This is a genomic window from Streptacidiphilus jeojiense (assembly GCF_000719095.1).
GTDB classification, from domain to species: domain Bacteria; phylum Actinomycetota; class Actinomycetes; order Streptomycetales; family Streptomycetaceae; genus Streptacidiphilus; species Streptacidiphilus jeojiensis.
Genome location: NZ_JOEH01000008.1, coordinates 175,615 through 195,736, shown reverse-complemented (window position 1 = coordinate 195,736; position 20,122 = coordinate 175,615). Strand labels below are relative to the sequence as shown.

20 protein-coding genes are annotated in these 20,122 nt (G+C 72.9%); 7 read left to right on the top strand and 13 right to left on the bottom strand.

The window, feature by feature from the left end:
- Positions 1-44 precede the first annotated feature (44 nt).
- Genes IF29_RS0112040 through IF29_RS0112030 form a run of 3 tightly spaced genes read left to right on the top strand, consistent with a single transcriptional unit; the run spans position 45 to position 3,003 of the window.
- The gene (locus tag IF29_RS0112040; RefSeq protein ID WP_084713967.1) at positions 45-1,208 is read left to right on the top strand and encodes a substrate-binding domain-containing protein; all 1,164 of its coding nucleotides are present in this window, start codon (positions 45-47) and stop codon (positions 1,206-1,208) included.
- Positions 1,209-1,228: 20 nt separating this feature from the next.
- A complete protein-coding gene (locus tag IF29_RS0112035) occupies positions 1,229-2,215 on the top strand; it encodes an ABC transporter permease (RefSeq protein WP_051725207.1) in 987 nt (328 codons plus the stop codon).
- Positions 2,212-3,003, top strand: a complete 792-nt coding sequence (locus IF29_RS0112030) for an ATP-binding cassette domain-containing protein (protein WP_051725206.1) — start codon at positions 2,212-2,214, stop codon at positions 3,001-3,003. Before IF29_RS0112035 ends, IF29_RS0112030 begins: the two co-directional genes overlap by 4 nt.
- Positions 3,004-3,031: 28 nt before the next feature.
- On the opposite strand, the gene IF29_RS0112025 is transcribed toward IF29_RS0112030, so the two are convergent.
- Entirely contained in the window at positions 3,032-4,252 is a 1,221-nt protein-coding gene (locus IF29_RS0112025) for a saccharopine dehydrogenase family protein (RefSeq protein ID WP_030253241.1), read from the bottom strand.
- Positions 4,253-4,373: 121 nt separating this feature from the next.
- On the opposite strand from IF29_RS0112025, the gene IF29_RS0112020 reads away from it, so the two are divergent.
- A complete protein-coding gene (locus IF29_RS0112020; protein WP_030253239.1) occupies positions 4,374-5,084 on the top strand; it encodes a TetR/AcrR family transcriptional regulator in 711 nt (236 codons plus the stop codon).
- Positions 5,085-5,091: 7 nt separating this feature from the next.
- Here IF29_RS0112020 and IF29_RS0112015 read toward each other — a convergent pair whose 3' ends face one another.
- Together IF29_RS0112015 and IF29_RS0112010 are read right to left on the bottom strand one after the other, a co-directional pair.
- Positions 5,092-6,075 carry an aromatase/cyclase gene (locus IF29_RS0112015; protein WP_232242115.1) on the bottom strand — a complete coding sequence of 328 codons (984 nt, stop codon included), beginning with the start codon at positions 6,073-6,075 and terminating at the stop codon, positions 5,092-5,094.
- A 72-nt stretch (positions 6,076-6,147) separates the two neighbouring features.
- Positions 6,148-6,876, bottom strand: coding sequence for an SDR family NAD(P)-dependent oxidoreductase (locus IF29_RS0112010; protein ID WP_030253235.1), 729 nt, complete (start codon positions 6,874-6,876; stop codon positions 6,148-6,150).
- Positions 6,877-7,203: 327 nt separating this feature from the next.
- Here IF29_RS0112010 and IF29_RS0112005 point away from each other — a divergent pair, with 327 nt between their 5' ends.
- Together IF29_RS0112005 and IF29_RS0112000 are read left to right on the top strand one after the other, a co-directional pair.
- On the top strand, positions 7,204-8,052 hold the full coding sequence (locus IF29_RS0112005) for an AfsR/SARP family transcriptional regulator (protein ID WP_232242114.1): 849 nt from the start codon (positions 7,204-7,206) through the stop codon (positions 8,050-8,052).
- Positions 8,049-8,897: an SDR family oxidoreductase gene (locus IF29_RS0112000; protein ID WP_030253232.1), complete on the top strand. Its 849-nt coding sequence runs from the start codon at positions 8,049-8,051 to the stop codon at positions 8,895-8,897. The genes IF29_RS0112005 and IF29_RS0112000 overlap by 4 nt, the downstream gene beginning before the upstream one ends.
- A gap of 70 nt (positions 8,898-8,967) precedes the next feature.
- On the opposite strand, the gene IF29_RS41810 is transcribed toward IF29_RS0112000, so the two are convergent.
- Genes IF29_RS41810 through IF29_RS0111980 form a run of 4 tightly spaced genes read right to left on the bottom strand, consistent with a single transcriptional unit; the run spans position 8,968 to position 13,507 of the window.
- Complete coding sequence (locus tag IF29_RS41810; RefSeq protein WP_051725205.1) at positions 8,968-9,930, bottom strand: glutathione S-transferase C-terminal domain-containing protein; 963 nt, start codon at positions 9,928-9,930, stop codon at positions 8,968-8,970.
- Between the two features lie 25 nt (positions 9,931-9,955).
- Positions 9,956-10,873: an ABC transporter permease gene (locus IF29_RS0111990; RefSeq protein ID WP_030253228.1), complete on the bottom strand. Its 918-nt coding sequence runs from the start codon at positions 10,871-10,873 to the stop codon at positions 9,956-9,958.
- On the bottom strand, positions 10,849-11,838 hold the full coding sequence (locus IF29_RS0111985; protein ID WP_051725204.1) for an ABC transporter permease: 990 nt from the start codon (positions 11,836-11,838) through the stop codon (positions 10,849-10,851). The genes IF29_RS0111990 and IF29_RS0111985 overlap by 25 nt, the downstream gene beginning before the upstream one ends.
- Before the next feature lie 46 nt (positions 11,839-11,884).
- Positions 11,885-13,507: an ABC transporter substrate-binding protein gene (locus IF29_RS0111980; protein ID WP_030253224.1), complete on the bottom strand. Its 1,623-nt coding sequence runs from the start codon at positions 13,505-13,507 to the stop codon at positions 11,885-11,887.
- A gap of 513 nt (positions 13,508-14,020) precedes the next feature.
- Here IF29_RS0111980 and IF29_RS0111975 point away from each other — a divergent pair.
- Positions 14,021-15,196, top strand: a complete 1,176-nt coding sequence (locus IF29_RS0111975; RefSeq protein ID WP_030253222.1) for a transposase domain-containing protein — start codon at positions 14,021-14,023, stop codon at positions 15,194-15,196.
- Positions 15,197-15,245: 49 nt separating this feature from the next.
- Here IF29_RS0111975 and IF29_RS0111970 read toward each other — a convergent pair whose 3' ends face one another.
- From IF29_RS0111970 to IF29_RS0111945, 6 genes are all read right to left on the bottom strand, one after another.
- Positions 15,246-15,470 carry a ferredoxin gene (locus IF29_RS0111970; RefSeq protein WP_030253220.1) on the bottom strand — a complete coding sequence of 75 codons (225 nt, stop codon included), beginning with the start codon at positions 15,468-15,470 and terminating at the stop codon, positions 15,246-15,248.
- Entirely contained in the window at positions 15,467-16,672 is a 1,206-nt protein-coding gene (locus IF29_RS0111965; protein ID WP_198037413.1) for a cytochrome P450, read from the bottom strand. Before IF29_RS0111965 ends, IF29_RS0111970 begins: the two co-directional genes overlap by 4 nt.
- Before the next feature lie 2 nt (positions 16,673-16,674).
- Positions 16,675-17,634, bottom strand: coding sequence for an SRPBCC family protein (locus tag IF29_RS0111960; RefSeq protein ID WP_030253216.1), 960 nt, complete (start codon positions 17,632-17,634; stop codon positions 16,675-16,677).
- A 128-nt stretch (positions 17,635-17,762) separates the two neighbouring features.
- Entirely contained in the window at positions 17,763-19,325 is a 1,563-nt protein-coding gene (locus IF29_RS0111955; RefSeq protein ID WP_063757484.1) for an MFS transporter, read from the bottom strand.
- Positions 19,322-19,792, bottom strand: a complete 471-nt coding sequence (locus IF29_RS43435; protein ID WP_051725203.1) for a MarR family winged helix-turn-helix transcriptional regulator — start codon at positions 19,790-19,792, stop codon at positions 19,322-19,324. Before IF29_RS43435 ends, IF29_RS0111955 begins: the two co-directional genes overlap by 4 nt.
- A gap of 50 nt (positions 19,793-19,842) precedes the next feature.
- The gene (locus IF29_RS0111945; RefSeq protein ID WP_030253210.1) at positions 19,843-20,100 is read right to left on the bottom strand and encodes an acyl carrier protein; all 258 of its coding nucleotides are present in this window, start codon (positions 20,098-20,100) and stop codon (positions 19,843-19,845) included.
- Positions 20,101-20,122: the final 22 nt, after the last annotated feature.

Below are 20,122 nucleotides of genomic sequence, written 5' to 3'. Positions count from 1 at the left end.
ATCAGGTCGAAGAGCCGACGATCCGAAGGATGCGGGGCGACATCATGAGTGCTGCGTACGACACCAACGAGAACGGGACTGGGACCGAGAACGGGACCGGGGACGGGATCGGGGCGGGGCTGTCCCGGCGCAGGGCGTTACGGCTGACCGGGGCGGGCGGCGGGATGCTCGCCGCCTCCGCGCTGCTGGCGAGCTGCACCAGCAGCAAGGGCTCGTCCGGCAGCGGGTCGGGCAGCGGCGGGGTCGGGGACTTCCCCTCGACGCCCAAGTGGAAGTTCGTCTTCGTCAACCACGTCACCACCAACTCCTTCTTCACCCCCACCCGTTACGGCCTGGCCGACGCGGCCTCGGTGCTGGGCCTGCCCACCCCGCAGTGGACCGGCTCGGAGACCGGGGACGTGTCGCAGATGGTCAGCGCCATGGACACGGCCGTCACCAGCGGCGCCGACGGCATCGCGATCCCGCTGACCGACAACTCGGCGTTCATCACGCCCACGAAGAACGCGCTGGCCAAGGGCATCCCGGTGATCGCCTACAACGCCACCGCGCCCGGCAACTTCCCGCTCACCTACGTCGGCCAGGACCTCTACCAGTCCGGCTTCGAGATGGGGCAGCGGATCGCCCAGGACGTCACCTCCGGCGAGATCCTGGTCGGGATCTCCCAGCCGGGCGGCAACAACGTCCAGCCGCGGCTGGACGGGATCATCGCCGCCCTCAAGGCCGGCGCGCCCTCGGTGAAGGTCACCTCGATCAACACCGGGGCCGCCCAGGCCGGCGAGCTCAACGCGATGACCGCCGCCTTCTCCGGGCACAGCGCCGCCAAGGGGCTGTACGCGGTGGACGCCGGCAGCACCGCCGCCGTGGCCCAACTGATCACCCAGCGGGGGCTGAGCGGCAAGGTCCACGGGGGCGGCTTCGACACCCTGACCGACACCATCAACGGGGTGAAGTCCGGGGCCCTGGACTTCACCATCGACCAGTCCGCCTACCTGCAGGGCTTCCTGCCGGTGCTCTACCTCTACCTGTACCGCCTGTCCGGAACGCTGGTCGTGCCGCCCAGCACCGACACCGGGCTGACCTTCGTCACCAAGGCCAACGCGGGGCTCTATGTGAGCGCGAACAGCCGGTTCGAGGGCGGCCCCAACAAGAGCGTGATCACGATGCCCGGCTCCATCGCGCTGCCGCCGGCCACCACCGTCACCCTGTGACGGCGCGGACGGAGGGACGCATGGACAGCAGGCTGGACGCGAGGAAGGTGGCGGCCGCCGTCGGCCGCGGCCTGGTCCGGCGCCGGGAGCTGAGCATCTTCGTGGTCTGCGTCGCCGCCGCGGTCTACTTCGCGATCACCGGCTCCGGATTCACCACCACCGAGAACTACCACACCATCGCCCAGTACGTGGCCCCGTGGATCATCATCGCGGCGGGCGAGGTGATGCTGCTGATCTGCGGTCAGATCGACCTGTCGGCCGGCTTCGTGTTCACCCTCGCCCCGTTCCTGCTGACCTCGTTCACCGGCGACGGGCTGCCGCTGCTGCTCGCGCTGGTCTGCGCGGTGGCCGTCAGCGGCTTGGTCGGGGTGGTCAACGGGCTGATCCACACGCTGTTCAACGTGGCCTCCTTCATCGTCACCCTCGGCATGGCCTTCTTCCTGGAGGGGATGTCGCTGATCGCCTCCAACGCCCAGCCGGAGGCGGCGCCCACCGGCGGCTGGGTGGCCCGGGCCTTCGGCCAGGCCCACTGGGCGGAGCTGATCTGGGCGCTGGTGATCGTCGCGGCGATGCAGATCCTGCTCTCCACCACCAGGTTCGGGGTGAACACCCAGGCGGTGGGCAGCAATCCGGTCGGCGCGGCCGAGGCGGGCATCAGGATCAACCGCATCAAGATCGTCAACTTCGCCCTCTGCAGCGCCCTGGCCGGGTTCGGCGGCATCCTGGACGGCATCAGGGTCGGCTCCTTCGACCCGACCAACGGCGGCAACGAGACCATGTTCCTGGCCGTGGCCTCGGCGGTGATCGGCGGGACCGCCCTGATGGGCGGCTCCGGGACGATCATCGGCGCACTGCTGGGGGCACTGCTGCTGGGCATCGTCTACGACGGGTTCAACCTCACCGGTGTGAACGCCAACGCCTTCGACGTGGTCCTCGGCATCGCGATCATCGCCGCCATGCTGCTGAACGTGTATCTCGGCATGCTGCGTAGGAAGGCCGACCGATGACGGCGCAGGAGGAGTCCGAGACGGCCCGGCAGACCCCCGAGCCCCCGGCGGTGATCCGGGCCGAGCACATCAGCAAGCGCTTCGGCGCGGTCGAGGCCCTCAAGGACGTCAACCTGCACGTCCGCCGGGGCGAGATCCTGGGGCTCATCGGCGACAACGGCGCCGGCAAGTCGACGCTGATCAAGACCCTGACCGGGTTCCACCAACCGGACCGCGGACGGCTGCTGTTCGACGGGACGCCGACCGTGCTGCGCTCGGTGGTCCACGCCAGGTCGCTGGGGATCGACACGGTCTTCCAGGACCTGGCCATGATCAACGACCTGCCGGTCTACCTCAACCTCTTCCTCAACCGGGAGCTGACGCACGGTCCGCTGCCCTTCCTGCGCCGCTCCGAGATGCGCCGCCGCGCCCGCGAGGCGCTGGACTCTATCGGCATCAGCATCCCCTCGGTCGACACCGAGGTCGGCCGGCTCTCCGGCGGCCAGCGCCAGGCCATCGCCGTGGCCCGCTCGGTCTACGCGGACTCCACCCGGCTGCTGCTGCTGGACGAGCCGCTGGCCGCCATGGGCGCCAAGGAGGGCGGACAGATCCTGCGGCTGCTGCGCCGGCTGAAGGAGCGGCGCGACATCGCCATCATCCTGATCGCCCACAACTACGCCCAGATCGTCGACATCTGCGACCGGGTCAACCTGCTCCAGCACGGCGAGATCACTCTGGACCGGCCCACCGGGGAGACCTCGGTGAGCGAGCTGCTGGAGCTGGTCCACGCCGAATACAGCGTGGACTGAGCCCGGGCGCGGGTGGAGGGCGACCCGGTCACTGCTCGCGCAGGCCCCAGGGGGAGCCGTACTCGACCAGCAGGTCGAGGAAGGGCTTGGGGGCGAAGGCCTCCGGGCCCAGGACGCCGGCGCCGGACCAGGCGCCGGAGGCCAGCAGCTCCAGGGCCACCACCGGGTTGATCGCGGTCTGCCAGACCACGGCCTGGGAGCCGTACTCCCGCATCGACCACTGGTTGTCGACCACGTGGTAGAGGTAGACCTCGCGCGGCCGGCCGTCCCTGGTGCCCTTGACCCAGGTGCCGGCGCAGGTCTTGCCGTGCATCCGGTCGCCCAGGCCGGCCGGGTCGGGCAGGGCGGCGGCGACCACGTCGCGGGGGGAGACCTTGACCGCGCCGCGGTCCGACCCCACCGTCAGCGGCTCGGTCCGGTCCAGGCCCAGGGCGTGCAGGGTCTTCAGCTTGGCGATGAAGTCGTCGCCCAGGCCGTACTTGAAGGTCACCCGCTTGGCGTCGATCCAGCGCGGGACCAGCAGCACCTCCTCGTGCTCCACGTTGACGCACTCCACCGGGCCGATGCCCTCGGGGAAGTCGAAGACCTCGGGCTCGCTGAACGGGGCGGTGGTGAACCAGCCCCGGTCGGCCTCGTAGACCACCGGCGGGTTGAGGCACTCCTCGATGGTGGTCCAGATGCTGAACGAGGGGGCGAAGTCATAGCCCTCGACAGTGATGTTCGCGCCGTCGCGGATGCCGATCTCCTCGATCTCGTCGAAGAGCTCGTCGGCGGCGTAGCGGGCGAAGACGTCGGACAGGCCGGGCTCGACCCCCATCCCGACCAGGGCGACCCGGCCGGACGACGCCCAGGCCTCGCCCTGCTCGAACTGGGCGTCGCCGAGCTTGACCCCGCACAGCTCGTGCGGACGCTCCGGATGCGGGTGGGACAGCGACATCGCCATGTCCAGGTAGTGCGCACCGCCGGCCAGCGCGGCCTGGAACAGCGGCATCACAAAGCGCGGGTCGGTGGCGTTCAGCAGCACGTCGCAGCGCTGCTCGGCGAGCAGGGCGGTGACGGCGGCCCGGTCCGAGGCGTCCACCCGGGCCGCGCTGAAGCGGCTGCCGCCCTCACCCAGCGCGGCCACGGCCGCCTCGGCGCGGGACAGGTCGTAGTCGGCGACGACCATGTGGTCGAGGAAGGGCCGCCGGGCCGCGATCCGGGTGATCGCGGTACCGACGCCGCCGGCGCCCACAAGCAGAACTCGCATGACGGTCATCTCTCCAGAAGTGCTGGCAACGGGGGACTGCACCTCGATGGAACCCCCGGACCCGGCTCAACGTCTATGGTGTTGGCATAAGAACCGGAACAGCGCCTTCCAGGAGGGCCCGATGCCCAAGCAGGTCGTCCCCGACGCCGCCCGGCAGCGGCGTCGCCGCACCAAGCAGGGCACGGTGCTCAGCCACCGGCTGATCGTGGAGACCGCGCTGCGGATGCTGCGCGAGCACGGCTCGGCCGGGCTCAGCGCACGCCGGCTGGGCCTGGCGCTGGGCACCGACGCCAGCACCGTCTACCGCTACTTCCGGGGCATGGACGAACTGACCCTGGCCATCGCCGACGAGCTGATCAGCGCGGCGATGGCCGACTGGCGGGCGACCGGCGACTGGCTCGCGGACCTGCGCGACCTGGGGCTGCGGATCCACGCCGCCTACCTCACCCATCCGCAGGCCGCGGTGCTGACCGCGAACCGGGTCAGCGGCCGGGCCCACGAGGTGGCCTCGGACGAGGCCATCCTCGGGGCCCTGCGCACGGCCGGGTTCCCGGACCCGTCCGCCGCGCGGATCTACCACGCCTTCATCGACCAGACCCTCGCCTTCGCCGCCCTGGACGCCGCCTCGCTGGCGCTCCCCGCGGCGGCACGCGAGGCCGACGAAGGGGTCTGGCAGGCCACCTACGCCAAACTCCCGGCCGAGACCCACCCGCACATCGCCGCCACCGCCGACCTGCTGGTGGCCCGGATGAACCGCAGCGCCTACCCGGCCGCGCTGGACATGCTGCTGGCCAGCGCCCGGGCCGAACTGGCAGCTCTGCAAGGGGAGTGACGGCTGGTCAGATGCTCGCCCCGGCGCCCTCCAGCAGCTCCTTGGCGCGGTTGAGGGTGGTCAGGCTGTTGGTCCCCAGCGCCGTGCGGACGGCGTCGCGTCCCTGCTCCAGGGTCTCCACCCCGGGCAGGGCCAGGATGTGCACCGGGTCCAGCCGGACCGTGTGCCGCGAGGTCGCCCGGGTGCCGCCGTCCCCGTCCGGGGCCAGGGTCCAGCGGCCGGAGTGCGCGGCGAACGCCGGGGGCAGCACGGTCTGCTTGTAGGCCAGGGTGTGCGGGGCCAGGCCGATCCGCACCGAGACGGTGGTGTGCGGGCTCCCGTCCGGGGAGACCGTGTCCATCTCCAGCAGCTGCTCGCCGGGCCGGTCCTCGGTCAGCCGGACCCGGGCAACGTGCGGCAGCCGCTGCGGCCACAGGTCGGCCCGGTACAGGAAGTCGTGGACCTCCGCCGGCGGCGCCTGGATCAGCACCGAGTCCTCGAAGGAGAACAGCAGCCGGTCCAGCGGGTCGGTGCCGGCGTCGGTGCCGGGGTCGGAGACCAGTCCTTCGGCGATGGAGCGCAGCGAGGCGAGCTCGCTGGTGCTGTTGCGGTCGGTGGTCTCCTCGATCCAGCGCAGCTGCTCCGGGTCGTCGTCGATGGCGGCGAAGCGGTGGCTGAGGATCACCCGGCTGCCGCCGTCCGGCAGCGGGGTGATGTCCCAACTGCCGCTCATCGACGCCACCGGCGGGGCGCTGACGGTCTGTCGGAAGGTGATGTGCAGCCGCTGCTTCAACAGCCGCCGCTGCGAGGTCCAGGCCCGGACCTCGCCGCCGGCCAGCGCCCAGATCCGCAGCAGTTCGCGGTCCTCGCCCAGCGGCTCCCGCTCGACGTGCACGGTGGGCGGGAAGACGGCGGGCCAGCGGACCGCGTCCGCCAGCAGCCCGTGCACCACCTGGGGCGGTGCGGCGATGTCGACGGCGTGCTGGACGTTGCGCAGGACGTGCTCGGACACGTTCTCTCTCCTCTGGACCAGGGGACTTGGCGACTTCGGGGCCTGGGGACCTCGGCGCCGGGCGGCGGGGCCTCAGCGCAGGTGGGCGCCGCCGTCGGCGAGCAGGACGCTGCCCGTGGTGTACCGGGAGTCGATCAGGCCCAGCACTGCGGCGGCCACGTCGTCCACGGTGCCGATCCGCCGCAACGGGGCCAGTGCCGCCACCTGCTCGCGCGGACCGGTCAGCGGCTCCGTCCAGGCGGTGTCGATCAGGCCGGGGGCGACGGCGTTGACCCGGATCTCCGGCCCCAGCGTCGAGGCGAGCAGCCGGGTCAGGTGCTCCAGCGCGGCCTTGCTGACCGCGTACGGGATCGAGCTGCCGGCCGGGCGCGATCCGGCGATGGAGGACACGGTGACCACCGCGCCGTCCCCGGAGGCCCGCAGGTGCGGGACGGCGGCGACGGTGACCTGCCAGGTGCCGATCACATTGACGTCGAAGATCTCGCGCCACACCTTGGGGGTGGCCGCCGCCAGGTCGGCGTGCGGGATGAACCGGGTCGTCCCCGCGTTGTTCACCAGCACGTCCAGCCGGCCGTAGTGGTCGACGACCTGCTCGACCAGGTGCCTGGCGGCGTGCTCCTCGGCGATGTCGGCCTGGACGTAGAAGGCGTCGGGCAGGCTGCGGGCCAGCTCCAGCCCGGCCTCGGGCGAGCGGGCGGAGTTGACCGCCACCCGGTACCCGGCCCGGCTCAGGCGCCGGGCCACGGCTGCGCCGATGCCCGCCGAGGAGCCGGTCACCAGGGCCACACGCTGTTCGGTCATCACGCTCTCCCAGGGGCGGTCGGGGTGGTCGGGGCGGTAGCGGCGGTGGTCACAGTCGGCTGTGCCACGCTCAGGACCACCCTGGCCGGACCCGGTGGAGGACCACTGGAGGACCGGTCGGCACGGATATCAGGGAGCGGCCAATTCTTTCAGGAATGTTGCGCCAGGTAATCCGCCGTCAAAACCCGCCGGTACACGACTGGCCGGGTTCCGCCCCTGTCAATGGGCCCGGCAGAACCCATTCTGGACCTCAGGCTTTTCCGAGGCTACAGTCGGAGCGGTTGACGAAGAAATCAGGAGCCCTGACCCTCGGAAGGTGTTGGGCAGATGACGATGGAATTCGGGGTCCTCGGACCCCTGTCCCTTGAATCCGGCGGGTACAGCTTCCTGCCGAGCGCTCCCAAACCGAAGCAGCTGCTCGCGCTGCTGGTGCTGAACGCCAACCGGGTGATGTCGGCCGCCGCCTGTATCGAGGAGCTCTGGAACAGCGAACCACCGGTCACCGCCACCTCCACGCTGCAGACCTACGTGCTGCACATCCGCAAGGCGCTCAGCCTGGTCCCCGGCGTGGGCTCGCTGGCGGCCGCCCGGGCCGTGCTGACCACCCACGACTACGGCTACGCGCTGGAGGTCTGCCCCGACGCGGTGGACGCCATCCGCTTCGGGATGCTGGTCCGCGAGGCGGAGCGGGCCGAGGAGCGCGGACACGACCAGCGCGCCTCGGAGCTGCTGGCCCAGGCCCTGGAGGTGTGGCGCGGGGACGTGCTGGTCGACGTCCAGCTCGGCCCGCTGCTGGAGATGCACGCCAGAGGACTGGAGGAGGCCAGGCTGGGCGCCTGGGAGCGCCGGATGGAGTCCGAGCTGCGGCTCGGCCGGCACCATCTGCTGCTGGGCGAGCTCGCCAGCACCGCCGCCCGGCACCCCGTCAACGAGAACGTCCACGCCCAGCTGATGGTGGCGCTCTACCGCTCCGGCCGCACCGCCGACGCGCTGGGCGCCTTCCAGCGGCTGCGGCTGGTACTGCGCCGGGAGCTGGGCCTGGACCCCTCGGCCCGGCTGCAGCGGCTCTACCACGCGGTGCTGCGGGCCGATCCGCTGCTCGACGTGCGGCCGGGCGCCCCCGGCGGCCACCGCGCCCTGTCGCTCGACCTCGCCGCGCAGGGAGCCGTCGGATGATCCTGGTGACCGGTGCGGCCGGGAACGCCGCAGGCCAGGTCGTAGCCGGGCTGCTGGCGGCCGGGCAGCGGGTACGGCTGCTGGTCCGCGGCGGGCCGCGCGACGGGCGGCCGTGGCCGCCGCAGGGGGTCGAGGTGGTGCACGGCGACCTGCGCGACCCGGCGGCGGTGGACCGGGCGCTGGACGGGGTGGACCGGGTGCTGCTGCTGATCGCCGAGGACGGCGGCGCGGGCTTCGCCGCGGCGCCGCGCGCCGCCGGTCTGGAGCGGGTGGTGCTGCTGTCCTCCAAGGCCGTGTCCGACCAGGAGTTCGTCGGCTTCGACAACCCGCTGTACGGCAAGCACCTGCGCGGCGAGGAGGCGGTCCTGGGGCTCGGCGTCCCGTGGACCTTCCTGCGCCCCGGCGGCCTGGCCTCCAACGCGCTGCGCTGGGCCGCCTCGGTCCGCCGGGAGGGGGTGGTCAGGGCGCTGTTCCCGCAGCTCGCCGCGCCGCTGCTGCACCCCGCCGACCTGGCCGAGGTGGCCGTCGCAGCCCTGCTGGACCCCGGCCACCAGGGACGCACCCTCACCCTGACCGGGCCGGAGACCATCACCGTGCGCGAGCAGGTGGCGGTGCTGCGGGAGGTGACCGGCCGGCCGATCCGGTTCGAGGAGGTGGCCGAGCAGGACGCGGCCGCGGTGCTCGGGCCGAGCCTGCCGCCGGGGTTCATCGAGGTCTACGTCCCGGTGCAGAAGCAGTACCTGACCACCACTCCGGTGGTGCTGCCCACCGTCACCGAGATCACCGGAAAGCCGGGAAGGAATTTCCGGCAGTGGGCCGTCGACCATGCGGATGCATTCCGCTGAAAGGCAGCCGGGAGCTCCCCGCCGGAATTCACCTGAATTCCGGCGGGGAGCTCCCGTTCCGTTTGTCCGGTTACCCGGCGATCTCCCACTGCGATTCCGTCCAGCTCTGCAGTGATTGCGCCGGGACGACCCGTTCCGGGTGCAGCTGGTCGAAGTTGTCGGCGAAGTTCTGCCGTATCACCGCGAAATTGGTGGTCTCCCGGAACGCGGGCAGCCGGTAGAGGTCGCGGGCGTAGGCCCACAGCGCCGGGAAGCCCTCGGGCCGGTCCAGCGAGGTGGCCAGCAGCCCGGGGTAGGCGGTGTCGAGCCGGACCAGCGACAGCCACAGCCGCACGTCCGGCTCGGTCACCTCGGCGCCGAACAGGTAGCGGCTCCCGGTCAGCCGGCGCTCCAGCTCGTCGAAGCGGTCGAACAGGATGGTGAAGAAGCGGGCGTGCTCCACCGGGTCGGCCTGGTGGCCCACCCGGTGCAGGCCGTTGTTGATGTCGTGGTGCAGCCAGGCGTTGAAGGCGTCGATCCGCGGGCGCAGCGGCTCCGGGTAGAGGTCGGCGCCGGTGCTGCTCCAGGCGTCGAACTGGGTGCTGAGGTCCAGGCTGATCCCGCCGGACTCATTGCTGACCAGGCGTCCGGTCACCCGGTCCCACAGTGCGGGCACCGACGCCCGGCCGGGCCAGTGCGGCACCGTCGCCTCGTAGGCCTCGCGCAGCCGGGAGAAGCCGTTGACCGGGTCGGGGCCCGAGGCACCGCCGAAGATCCAGCCCCGCTCGTCGGTGGAGTCGTCCACGTAGGACAGCGAGACCACCTCCTCCAGCCCCTTGAGCCTGCGCACCACCGCGGCCCGGCTGGACCAGGAGCAGCCCCAGGAGACGTAGACGTGGTAGCGGCCGGGCTCGGCCGGGTAGCCGCTGGAGCCGTCGGCGGTGATCCGGCCGCGCAGCTTCTCCACCTCCCGGGCCGGGGCGGCGCCGGCGGGGGCACAGGACTCCGGCTGGGCCTCGCAGGCCCCGGCGTCGACCAGCTGATGCTCTGTCATGGATGCTCCCGATAGGTGGTGGTGGTCAGTGGGTACGGCGATGGGTGACCGAGCGGGCGATCCGGTTCACCGAGAGGGTGACCAGGGCGAGGGTGAGTCCGGGCAGCGTGGTGAACCACCAGTAGTCGCCGAGGTAGTCCCGCCCCTCGGAGACCATCGACCCCCACTCCGGGGTCGGCGGCTGGGCGCCGAAGCCGAGGAAGCCCAGCGCGGCCACCGCGAGCACGGCGGTGCCCAACTCCAGGGCGGCCAGGGACAGTACCGGCCCCCGGACGTTCGGCAGCACATGGGTCAGCAGCACCACGGGCCGGCGCACCCCGGAGGCGGTGGCCGCCTCCACATAGGGCTCGCCGAGCACCCGCAGCACCTGGGCCCGGGTGATCCGGGCGAAGCCCGGCAGGCTCGCCAGGCCGACCGCGACGGCCACGTGCACGGTGCCGAAGCCCAGCGCGGTCACCACCGCCAGCGACACCAGGATCCCGGGGATCGCCAGCAGCACGTCCACGGCGCGCATCAGCAGCGCGTCGACCCAGCCGCCCAGGGCCCCGGCGAGCAGGCCGACCGTGGTGCCGCTCACCAGGCCGAGGGCGACCGCGACCACCGGTGCGCGCAGCGACAGCGAGGCGCCGTGCACCACCCGCGAGTACAGGTCGCGCCCGAGGTAGTCGGTGCCGAACCAGGCGCCGGGGCCCGGGGGTTCGAAGATGTGCGCCGGATCGGCCCGCAGCGGGTCGCGCGGGGCGAACAGTCCCGGCGCGAGCGCCCAGGCGAGCACGGTGAGCAGCACCAGCACGGCCAGCACCAGTCCGGGCTGTCGCAGCCAGGACCGCAGTCGCCGCCGGGCCCCGGCCCGCAGCCGGGCGGCCCGGTCCGGTGACTGCTCCTGCTCGGCGGGCGCCGGCTCCGGGGTGCGCACGCTCAGGTCGATCGTGCTCTCAGCCATCGTCGGCTGCTCCTTTCCGGCGTCCGCCGGGCCCGCTGCGCGAGCCGCGGGTCCAGCAGCGGGTTGACCAGGTCGACGGCGAGGTTGACGGCGGCGAACACCACGGCGCCGACCACCACCGCGCCCTGCACCACCGGGATGTCCTTGGCGGCCACCGCCGCCGCGGTGATCCGTCCGAAGCCGTCGCGGGAGAAGACGGTCTCCACCACCACCGAGCCGGCCAGCAGGTTTCCGGCCACCAGTCCGCCCAGCGACAGCAGCGGCAGCGCCGCGTTGCAGGCGGCGTGCCGCAGTTGGACCCTGGCCCGTCCGGCGCCCTTGGCCCGCGCGGTGGTGACGTACGGCTCGTCCAGGGCGTCGGCCAGGCTCTGGGCGAAGACCTGGGCCAGTACCGAGGCGGTGGGCAGGGCCAGGGTCACCGCGGGCAGGATCAGCCCCAGCCCGGTGGGGTCGCCGAAGGCCGGCAGCAGCCGCCAGTGGAACGACAGCAGTTGCAGCAGCACCAGCCCGACCGCGAACTGCGGCAGCGAGACCCCGACCGAGGGCGCCGTCAGCAGCAGCCGGGACAGCCGTGCCGAGTGGGTGGCGGTGGCGACCAGGGCCGTGCCCAGGCCCAGGACCGCGGCCAGCAGCAGCGCGGCCCCGGCCAGGGCCAGGGTCTGCGGAACGGCGGTGGCGAAGGTGTGCGCCACCGTGTCGCCGGTCTGCAGCGAGGTGCCGAAGTCCCCGTGCAGCGCCGCCCAGAGCCGGTCGGCGTACTGGGTGGGCACCGGCTTGTCGAAGCCGTACGCCGACCGCAGCGCCGCCACCTGGGCGGGGGAGGCGTCGCCCGACCCGCCGGCCCCGCCCAGCATGATGGTGACCGGGTCGCCGGGCAGCAGGTACAGCATCAGGAAGGACAGCGTGAAGGCGGCCCACACGGTCACCACCGCGTGCAGCAGCCGTACGGCCAGGTAGCGTGCCATCGGGCCCCCTTCGTCGGATGCGGATGCGGATGTGCATGACGGGCCGTCAGTGCGAGCCGCTGATCCAGGTGTCGAAGAGCTCGGGCTGGGCCGAGCCGTCCAGGGCGGCGCCGTGCACGGTGGAGCCGAAGGCGGCGAACTGCACCTGCTCGTAGACCGGGATCGCGTAGGCCTGGTCCACCAGCTGCTTCTGCGCCTCGGTCACCAGGGTCTGCCGCTGGGTCCGGTCCACCGTGGCGGCCTGCTTGCCGAGCAGTTGCTCCAGCGGGTTGCCGGCGGCCAGGTGGGCGCGGTTCTTGGCGGCGACCGAGTAGGAGGTGCGCAGGATGTCGGGGTCGGACCGGGTCAGCCCGAACCAGAGCAGGTCGTACTGGCCCGCGTTCTGCGCCGGGGCCAGCTGGTTCAGCGGCAGGCCGTCCAGCTGGGCGTCGATGCCGACCGCCTTGAGCTGCTGCTGCACCAGCTGCAGCACGTTCCGGCTGGGGATGTCCACGCCGGGGTAGACCAGCTTCACCGTCAGCCGTACCCCGCCCTTGGTGCGGATGCCGTCGCTGCCGGGCTTCCAGCCGTCGGCGTCCAGCAGACTGCGCGCGGTGTCCGGCGTGTACGCCAGATCGGCCGAGAGGTCGCTGTAGTAGGGGGTGGTGGAGCTGAGGATGCTGGTGGCCGGCTTGTAGTGGGAGGACAGCAGGCTGCTGACGATCTGCTGCCGGTTGATGCCGTCGCTGATGGCCTTGCGGACGTTGACGTCGGACAGCAGCGGACGGGTGGTGTTGGGGGTGAGGTTGTAGTCGACGCCGGGCGTCGAGCGCACCAGCTCCGTCACCGAGCCGCCCGCCAGCAGCTTCTCGTCCTGCGGCTGGACCCCGATGATCCCGTCCACCTGCCCGGAGACCAGGCTCCCGGCCCGGACGCTGCCCTCGGGCACCACCTTGTAGTCGATCTCCGACAGGTAGGCGGCGCCGGTGTGCTTCCACAGCGACGAACCCCAGGCGTACCCGGCGCGGCGGCCCAGCCTGATCTCCTGGCCGCCGGAGCTCTTGAGCACGAACGGGCCGGAGCCGGCCAGTCCGTGGCCCTGGCAGCGGTCCTCCGGGCTGCCGGTCAGCGAGGCGGGGGAGAGCAGGCCGAGCGCCGCGGTCGAGGTCGCCTGCAGGAACTGGGCGTTGGGCTGGGCGAAGGTCACCACGGCGGTGGAGCTGTCGACCACCCGGGTGGACTGATATCCCGTCAGATAGCTGGAGCCGACCGCGTCCACGGCCCCCAGCTTGACGATGCTGTCGAAGTTGGCCTTCACCGCGGCCGCGTCCACCGGTGCCCCGTCACTGAAGGTCGCGCCGGAGCGCAGCGTGAAGGTGAACTGGGTCGCATCGGCGTTGACCTTGAACGAGGACGCCAGCCAGGGGTGGACCGCACCGGTGGCGGGGTCCTGGTCGGTGAGCGAGTCCACCAGCTGCCGGCTCACCGCGGTGTTGCCGTTGGAGTTGTTGTTCTGCGGGTCCAGGCACAGCGGCGCACTGGCGATGTCGATGCTGAGCGTTCCCCCGGAGACCGGATGTCCGGAGCCCGCACCGGCGTTGGCGCCGGTTGCCGATCCGGAGGCCGAGGAGCAGGCCGTCAGGCCGACGGCGAGGGCGAGTGCCAGTCCGGGAACGGCGGCCGCGGACATCCTCCTCCGCCGCCTGACGGGCTGTCTGTCCGCGGGGCGGAGGGCCTCGGGCTGCACTGGCTGGGACATGCTGGACACAGGGGACTCCAGAGGTGACGGGTGCTCGGTTCGGGCAGGCTGCGCCGTGCGGGAGGCGGGTGTGACGGCATGCGGGCATGCCGGGGCACCCCGCGACCGTGGTTGACGGCGGGTCAGTGAGGGCACTGCGAAGGGGTGGTGGCGAACCGGCCGGGCGCGCTGCGCCGACGGTGCCGGGGCAGGTCAGCTACAGAGCGCGCTCGCCTGGCGGCCCAGGTCGACGGCCAGCCGGCGCCTGAGGACTGCTGCTCCCGGAATCATGTCCTGGAGCCTACAGTGGGCCTTCCCGCCGTCGCCAGAAGCAGTGGACCGGGCGGCGCCGGCGCCGTTGACTTAAGCGGGGCCGTTGATCGCCGTCCGCCGCGGGGTAGCGTCGGAACAGCGCAGGAACACCGCAGCAACAGGGGGGCAGGGGAGATGGCACCGGAAGGATCCTTGAACGCACCGGGGTGCGGCGGTCTCCCCGACCGCATCGCCATCGGGCTGCTCACCTGGGCGTTCCCTGCCGAGCAGGTGGACCGGGTGCTCGCCGAGACCGGCCGGACCCAGGAGCGGACCCGGCTGCTGCCGGCCCGGGTGGTGGTCTACTTCGTGCTGGCCCTGTGCCTGTTCCCGGGCCTTAAGTACGAGCGGGTCGCGGAGCTGTTGTCTCAGGGACTGATATGGGGGCTGGGCCGGCCCACCCGCTGCCCGGTGCCGACCGCCGCCGCACTGTCCCGGGCCCGGGCCCGGCTCGGCCCCGAACCGCTGCGGGCGCTGTTCGCCGAGCGTGCGGCGGCCGTCGCGGCGTCAGCGGCGCCGCAGGGCGGGGCCGTTGAGGGATACCGGGGACTGCGGGTGCTGGTCCTGGACGCGGCGCGGTTCGAGGTCCCGGACTCCGAGGAGAACACCGAACGCTTCCCGGACGGCGGTACGGACGGCGATCCGGACGGGTTCCTGGTGCCCCGGGTGCAGGTGATGGCGCTGGCCGACCAGCGCAGCCGGACCGTGGTCGACGCCCGGCTCGGAGCCGGCCGCGACAACCCGGTCACCCTGGCCCGGCGCCTGCTGCGCACGGTCGGCGCGGGAGAACTGCTGCTGGCGGACTTCGGCAGCGTGCGGGTCCGTCCCTGGTGCATCGCCCGTGAGGGCGGCGCCGAACTGCTGTGGTCGGTACCGGCGACGGCCCAGCTGTCCCGGCACGCGATGCTCCCGGACGGCTCGTTCCGCTCGGTCCTGGACGGCGCCGGCGAGTGCGGCGAGGGGGAGGCGGCACTGGCGGTGCCGGTCCGGGTGCTGGACTGCGTCGTCGACGGCGAGCCGCTGCGCCTGGTGACCAGCCTGCTGGACCCGGCGGCGGCACCGGCCGCGGAACTGGTCGCGCTGTTCGCGGAGCGCTGGCGCTTCCGCGACGCGCTCACCGAGCTGACCGGAGGCGGCCGGGCCGCGGTGCCGGTGCTCCGGGCCCGCTCGGCGCGCGGTGTGGAACAGGAGGTCTGGGGCCTGCTGCTGGTGCACCAGGCGCTCGGGGCGCTGCTGCGCCCGGGGACGGCGGCCCCGGCGGCGCTGCCCGCGGCCGCGGTGCCGGCGCCGGAGCGGACCGGACGGGTGTCGGTGCGGCAGATCGGCTGACCCGCCGTCGACACCGGCCCGGTCCCCGGCCGGGCTGCTGTGACGCGTGTTACTGCGGGGCCGCACCGCCGACCAGGATGGCACCGGACGGGCACAGCGCCGCGGCGTTGCGCGCCCCGGCGCGCAGCGCGTCCGGTGGCGCCGGGTCCAGCAGCCGCACCAGGCCGTCCTCGTCGCCCTGGTCGAAGACGGCGGGTGCACTGAGCACGCACCGGCCCGAGCCGATGCAGCGCTCCGGGTCCACCGCCAGCCAGGGGGCCGGGGCTGCGCTCACCAGGCGACCGGGAGCCGGTGCAGCCCGTAGACGGCCTTCTCCGGCGCGTACTCGGCGCCGTCGGCCAGGCGCAGCCCCGGCAACCGCCGCAGCAGCGTGGTGAGCGCGATCTCCAGCTCGACCCGGGCCAGCGGCTGGCCCAGGCACTGGTGGATGCCGAAGCCGAAGGCGATGTGCCGGCGGGCGTCGCGGTGGATGTCGAAGTCCTCGGGTGTGGCGAAGTGCTCCGGATCCCAGTTGGCGGCCGGGATGGAGGCGATGACGCCCTCACCGGCCCTGACCGTCACTCCGGCGATCTCGATGTCCTCCAGGGCGACCCGGGGGACCCCGCTGTGCACCACCGAGAGGAACCGCAGCAGCTCCTCGACGGCGTTGCCGATCAGCGCCGGGTCGGCGCGCAGCGCGGCCAGCTGCTCGGGGTGGCCGAGCAGCGTGGCGACGCTGAGCGCGATCATGTTGGCGGTGGTCTCGTGCCCCGCGACCAGCAGCAGCAGGCCGGTGCTCTTGACGTCCTCGCGGTCCAGCTCGCCGGTGGCCTCGCGTTCGACGACCAGCCTGCTGAGCACGTCGTCGCCCGGGTCGGTGAGCCGCGACTCGGCCAGCCGGCCGATGTACTCGCGCAGGTCGACCACGGACTGCGCGCTCTCCTGCAGCGTGCTGTCCCGGCTGAGCATGCGCTGCCCCCGGCTCTGGAAGTACTCGTGGTCCTCGTACGGGACGCCGAGCAGCCGCGCGATCACCGCGGACGGGATCGGCAGCGCGAACTCCCGTACCAGGTCCGCCGGCTGGGGCTGGGCCAGCAGGTTCTCCAGGAAGCCGTCGACGATCTGCTGGATCTGCGGGCGCAGCGCCTCGATGTTCTTCACCATGAAGTCGCGGGTGAGCATCCGGCGGATCCGGTCGTGGTCGGGCGGGTCCATCCGGAAGAAGGGGGTGCGTCCGCCCACGCTGGCGCGCACGGCGGGCGAGACGAACGGGAAGCCGTCCCGCCGGGCGTCGGCGCTGAAGCGCAGGTCGGTGAGGACGCTGCGGACGTCCTCGTAGCGGGTCAGCAGCCAGGCCTGGCTGCCGTCGTAGAGGGTGATCCGGCTGGCGGGCCGCTCCTGGCGCAGCAGTTGGTACTCCTGCGGCGGGGCGAGCGGTTCCGGGCGGTCCAGCGGGAAGTCGGGGGAGTGGGCGATGGTGCCGGCGGGCTGGGACATCGTCATCCTCGGGGAGCGGAGGCGGCAGGGACGGCGGGCGTGAGGCGGGACTCGGCGTGGGCGCGGGCGGCGTCCAGCGTGGCCAGGCTGTGCGCGCCGAGCGCGGCGCGGACCCGGCTGCGGGCGTCGGCGGGGGTGGTGCCGGGGCCGAAGGCGGCGGCGATGCGGGTGGGCGCGAGGGCGACCGTGTGGCGTCCGGTGACCGAGGTCAGGCCGTCGGAGCCGGTGGCGACGATCCACTCGCCCAGGTGGGCGGTGGCGAACGGGGGCACGGTCAGCGGGGTGTAGACGACCCGGTCCCGAAGGCGCACCCGCACCGAGGGGATCGCGGTCACCGAGCCGTCCGGCGCCCGTACCGAGGTGGTGACCTGCTGGACGCCCGGCGCGGGCTCCTCCAGCGTCACCGCCGCGACATGGGAGACCGCGCCCGGCCAGCCCTGCACCCGGTACAGGAAGGCGTGCACGTCCTCGGCACTGCCGTGGCTGCGCAGGGTGTCCTCGAAGGTGAAGACCAGGGCGTCCAGTTCGGCGCCGAGTTCGGCGTGCTGCCGCAGCACGGGGAGCTGCTCGGCGAACAGCCGCTCCCACACCGACCGCGCCCGGCGGCTCTCATGATGCAGCGTCACCCGGGTGGTCCCGGGGTCCAGCGGCTCCAGGGTCCAACGGCCGGAGACGGCCGTGGCGGGGTGGCCGACGGCGGTGTAGCGGAAGTCCAGCCGCAGCCCGTGCGCGTCGAGCCGGTGGATGCCGGACCAGTGCACGACCCGGTCGTCGTGACGGGTCCACAGCTCCAACTCCGGCTCCGGGCCCGGGTTCAGGCCCGGGTTTGGGTTCGGTGCGGCGTAGACCACCGGTTCGAAGAGCACCGGCCAGCGCTCGGTCCGGGTGATCAGGCGGCGCAGGACGTCGGCCGGGGCCTGGATGGTGACGGTGTGTTCGGTGCGTGCGGTCTTCGCCTTCACGTTGTCCTCTGCGAGCCGGGGGTCGGGGCCGGGGCGGCGTCCGTCCCGGCCCGGACCCCGCGCTCCCTGTCCCCGAACCTCCCATCCGCCCGTAGAGGCGGGCTGGAACCCGGTTGGAACCGGCCCCTTCAGCCTGCTTCGGACGCTGCGCTGCTTGTCGGCGCCCCGGCCTGGTCCTCGGCCTCGGGCTCCTCCTCCGCCTCGGTCACCTCGCTCGCCTGCGCCGGGACGGCCGCCGGCCGGGGCCTGGGCAGGGTGAGGGTGACCAGGACGCACAGCGCCAGGATGCCCGCGGCGCAGTAGAAGGCGCGGTCGTAGCCGGATACCAGCGCGCTGTCGGCCGCCGTCGCGCCCCCGCCCCCGTCCCGGGCGGCCAGCAGGTCCCTGGTGTACGCGGCGGCGATGCCGGTCAGCGCCACCAGGCCGAAGGAGCCGCCGATCTGGCGCGAGGCGTTGGCCAGGCCCGAGGCGATACCGGCGTCGGCGCCGGGCACCCCGGAGGTCGCCGTCATCGCCACCGGGGTGAGCGCCAGCCCGATCCCCAGGAAGATCACCGTGCCGGGCAGGATGACCCCGGTCACCAGGTTGGTGTGGGTGCCCAGTTGGGCCTGCCAGAGGAAGCCGACGGCGGAGACCAGCAGTCCGGTGAGGATCAGCAGCGGGGCCCGGCGTCCGGCGGCCAGCAGCCGGGCCGCGGACTTGGCGCCCACCACGGTGGCCACCGCGTGCGGGACGAACACCAGCCCGGCCTCGACCGGGCTGTAGTGGCGCACGTTCTGCAGGTAGAGCGAGACGAAGTAGAGCACCGAGAAGAACCCGGCCCCGAGCAGGAACATCACCACGTTGGCCCCCGAGAGCTGCCAGGACCGCAGCAGTCGCAGCGGCAGCAGCGGCTGTCCCGCGATCCGCGCCTCGATCAGCACGAACAGGCCCAGCAGCAGCACCCCGGCCACCAGCGGCAGCAGCGTCCCGGTGCGGCCCCAACCGTCCTTGCCGGCCTGGACGATGCCGTAGACGACCGCAGTCAGGCCCAGCGAGACCGCCGCCGCGCCGGGGACGTCCAGCCGGCGGCCGCCGCCGCTGCCCCGGTCGTCCGCCAGCCAGAGCCGGGAGCCGATCACCACGAAGACCCCGACCGGCAGGTTGACCAGCAGGATCCAGCGCCAGGAGAGGTAGTCGGTGAGCAGCCCGCCCAGGATCGCCCCGGCGGCGCCGCCGACCGCGCCGACCATGCTCCAGGTGGCGATGGCCCGGGTGCGCCGGGCGCCCTCGGCGAAGGCCGTGGTGAGGATGGTCAGCGTGCACGGCGCCAGCACGGCGCCGCCCAGGCCCTGGACGGCGCGGGCCGCCACCAGCACCCCGGCCGAGGGCGCGAGCCCGCCGAGCAGGCTGGCCAGGGTGAACACGGTCACCCCGGCGACGAAGGTGCGACGGCGCCCGTAGAGGTCGGCGGCGCGGCCGCCGAGCAGCATGAACCCGGCGAAGGCCAGCGCGTAGGCGTTGACCACCCAGGGCAGGTCGGCGGCGGAGAAGCCCAGCGAGCCGCGGATGGCGGGCAGCGCGACGTTCACGATCGAGACGTCCAGGACCACCATGAACTGGCCCAGGCAGGCCAGGGCGACGACTAAGCCGTCGGGCACGGTGCGGACCGGTCCGGACGGGGCGGCGGCGGGTGCGGCGGGGGCGCTCATGCGGCCGCCTCCTTGTGGACCCGGGAGCCGATGCTGCCGGCGAGCGCGATCAGACTGTCCGTCAGCCGGGCCGCGTCGTCGGAGTCCCAGCCGTCCAGGAGCGAGGCCAGTGCCCGCGACCGCGCCGCCCAGAGCCGTACCAGCAGTTCCTGGCCGTGCGCGGTGACCTGGACCAGCTGGGCCCGGTGGTCCAGGTCGTCGGCGACGCGCACGATCAGGCCGGCCTCCTCCAGCCGCTTGGTCTGCGGCGTCAGCGACGAGCGGTCGACCTCCAGCCGTTCGGCCACGGTGGACAGCCGGACCGGCTGCCAGCGGTCGATCTGGGTGAGCAGGGTGTAGTCGCCGGCCGGGAGGGTCAGCCCGGCCTCGGCGGCGATGCGGCGCTTGGTCGCCGGGGAGAGCAGCCAGCAGCCCACGGTGTTGAGGGCCACCGCCGCTGCGGTGATGGACCCGTCGTCTGTCGTCATGGCTGGATGCTAGCGCAGTTGGTTTTGCTCAACCAACTGTCGATCGGGGGTCAGGCGGCGGCGGACAGAACCGAGTTCACCTCGTCCAGCAGTGCCTGCGGGGTCGCGATGTCGTCGAACAGGTCGTCGGTCAGGGTGACCCCGTAGCGGCGGCTGATCACCGCCGCGGTCTCCAGCAGGGCCAGCGAGTCGTAGCCGAGGTCGGTGAAGGGGGTCTCCGCGATGTCCCCGTCCAGGCCGACCGACTCGTCCTCGCCGGCCGCGGCCCGCAGGATCTCCTTGAGGTCGTCGATGGTCAGTGCGCTCATGGCGGTGTCCTCGGATTTGGTG

Excerpts from the sequence above, each read along its gene's own strand:
- IF29_RS0112040 (WP_084713967.1), top strand. The coding sequence starts at position 45 with ATGAGTGCTGCGTACGACACCAACGAGAACGGGACTGGGACCGAGAAC.
- IF29_RS0112035 (WP_051725207.1), top strand. The coding sequence starts at position 1,229 with ATGGACAGCAGGCTGGACGCGAGGAAGGTGGCGGCCGCCGTCGGCCGC.
- IF29_RS0112030 (WP_051725206.1), top strand. The coding sequence starts at position 2,212 with ATGACGGCGCAGGAGGAGTCCGAGACGGCCCGGCAGACCCCCGAGCCC.
- IF29_RS0112025 (WP_030253241.1), bottom strand. The coding sequence starts at position 4,252 with ATGCGAGTTCTGCTTGTGGGCGCCGGCGGCGTCGGTACCGCGATCACC.
- IF29_RS0112020 (WP_030253239.1), top strand. The coding sequence starts at position 4,374 with ATGCCCAAGCAGGTCGTCCCCGACGCCGCCCGGCAGCGGCGTCGCCGC.
- IF29_RS0112010 (WP_030253235.1), bottom strand. The coding sequence starts at position 6,876 with ATGACCGAACAGCGTGTGGCCCTGGTGACCGGCTCCTCGGCGGGCATC.
- IF29_RS0112005 (WP_232242114.1), top strand. The coding sequence starts at position 7,204 with ATGACGATGGAATTCGGGGTCCTCGGACCCCTGTCCCTTGAATCCGGC.
- IF29_RS0112000 (WP_030253232.1), top strand. The coding sequence starts at position 8,049 with ATGATCCTGGTGACCGGTGCGGCCGGGAACGCCGCAGGCCAGGTCGTA.
- IF29_RS41810 (WP_051725205.1), bottom strand. The coding sequence starts at position 9,930 with ATGACAGAGCATCAGCTGGTCGACGCCGGGGCCTGCGAGGCCCAGCCG.
- IF29_RS0111990 (WP_030253228.1), bottom strand. The coding sequence starts at position 10,873 with ATGGCTGAGAGCACGATCGACCTGAGCGTGCGCACCCCGGAGCCGGCG.
- IF29_RS0111985 (WP_051725204.1), bottom strand. The coding sequence starts at position 11,838 with ATGGCACGCTACCTGGCCGTACGGCTGCTGCACGCGGTGGTGACCGTG.
- IF29_RS0111980 (WP_030253224.1), bottom strand. The coding sequence starts at position 13,507 with ATGTCCGCGGCCGCCGTTCCCGGACTGGCACTCGCCCTCGCCGTCGGC.
- IF29_RS0111965 (WP_198037413.1), bottom strand. The coding sequence starts at position 16,672 with ATGTCCCAGCCCGCCGGCACCATCGCCCACTCCCCCGACTTCCCGCTG.
- IF29_RS0111955 (WP_063757484.1), bottom strand. The coding sequence starts at position 19,325 with ATGAGCGCCCCCGCCGCACCCGCCGCCGCCCCGTCCGGACCGGTCCGC.
- IF29_RS43435 (WP_051725203.1), bottom strand. The coding sequence starts at position 19,792 with ATGACGACAGACGACGGGTCCATCACCGCAGCGGCGGTGGCCCTCAAC.
- IF29_RS0111945 (WP_030253210.1), bottom strand. The coding sequence starts at position 20,100 with ATGAGCGCACTGACCATCGACGACCTCAAGGAGATCCTGCGGGCCGCG.